This window comes from Bradyrhizobium valentinum, from assembly GCF_001440405.1.
GTDB classification, from domain to species: Bacteria; Pseudomonadota; Alphaproteobacteria; order Rhizobiales; family Xanthobacteraceae; genus Bradyrhizobium; species Bradyrhizobium valentinum.
On sequence record NZ_LLXX01000200.1, the window covers coordinates 1 to 1,423 of the forward strand.

1 protein-coding gene is annotated in these 1,423 nt (G+C 60.5%); it reads left to right on the forward strand.

The window, feature by feature from the left end:
* Positions 1-670 precede the first annotated feature (670 nt).
* Positions 671-967 carry a hypothetical protein gene (locus CP49_RS35350; RefSeq protein WP_057854734.1) on the forward strand — a complete coding sequence of 99 codons (297 nt, stop codon included), beginning with the start codon at positions 671-673 and terminating at the stop codon, positions 965-967.
* Positions 968-1,423: the final 456 nt, after the last annotated feature.

A 1,423-nucleotide genomic window follows, 5' to 3' on the forward strand; every position in this document is an offset into this window, starting at 1 on the left:
CGCGAGGAAGCCCGTCAAGCTTCATTGATGAACCGCAGGATCTTCCGCGGAAGGCTCATCTCGCGGGACTCGACGACTAGCCGGCCGAAGAAGATCGCCACGATCCAGAGGCAGGAACCGAACAGCCCTAGCGCTATTAGCTCGTGATGAGCGATCGGGTCTTGTACGAGAGCAGCAACGGCGACATGTGGCTTTTGGTACGCCACCCGGCTTCCAACACGCCAGTAGTAAAGCATCAGCCGAATGCAAACTCAGGGGGACAGACTTCGTACATCGAAATCGGCAAATTCCTGCGGGACGGTGCGAACGGTCCGGAGCACCAGGCGCTGCTCAACCTGATCGGAACGTTGATACGCGAATAAGGAGGACGCAAATGATGCGGGATCCTTGGACGGTAGCAGCCCTGTGCCCTTCCTCGTGATTGGGTGGATTCTCGTCGCGGAGCGTCCCCAAAAGAGCCCGGCATGGCTGCAAATGTCGCAATCCTTGAGTGCCGATCCTGCGGCTGGTTTCTGAACGCAGCGAATATATGCGGACAGAACGCTGACAAGACGACCATGAAATCACTTCGGCCAGATGCGCGTATCCAAGCCGCCTTCCATACAATGCCTAGTGGAACCCCTCAGTGTGCGTGCCCGTTACGCCTCTTCAAGTCCAAGGAGGACTCCTCATGATGAAAATCGCTTTAGTCGTGGCGGCAGGTGTGCTGACGACTATCCCGCTCGCCACTCCGGCCAAGGCCCAGGGCGTCAAGATGGCCCAAGTCGATATGCAGACCGGCCGGCACTTCGAGGACCGCAACGACCGCGACTATAGGGACCGCCGGCCTTATGACTCCAACGCCACAGTTGGAGTCGGTCCAGGCGGTGTCACCATCGGCCCACGACAGCGCTGCCGGACAGAGACCACCACGATTGAACGGGACGACGGCCGCAGGATCACGCGCAGGGAGCGCCGCTGCGACTAATGTCATGAATAGTCGGTGCCAGGAACTAGGTGACGACCTCATGAGCAGGAGGGAGGCCAGAGAGAGTAGCTATGGCTTCAAGCACGCGCTCACGGATGTTGTCGCTACCACTGGCGGGACTTCGGCGCGCTGCGGATTGAGGACGGGCAGTCTCAAATACCACGCGACGGACCGGGGCCCTGCTCGGTTCTTCTCCGGCCGCGACCGCCGCATCAACTGTGCGGCGAACGATGCCATGATCAGCCAGCTCCGCGTCGCGGATGATGCGGGCCTCGTGGATGTCTTTCGACGAGAGCCCAGCATCTCCAACCGTCGCAGAAGTATTCCCGTCTGGAAGAGTTTTTGGGCGACCTGTCGCGACTTCCCCCCGCTCCTGCGCCGCATCGTATTCGTCGGCGAGGCAACGGCTACACGCTGCGCATGTACAAGTGCGACTGCGGCGAGCAAGCGTGGACC

Coding starts and splice junctions, on each gene's coding strand:
- CP49_RS35350 (WP_057854734.1), top strand. CDS start 671: ATGATGAAAATCGCTTTAGTCGTGGCGGCAGGTGTGCTGACGACTATC.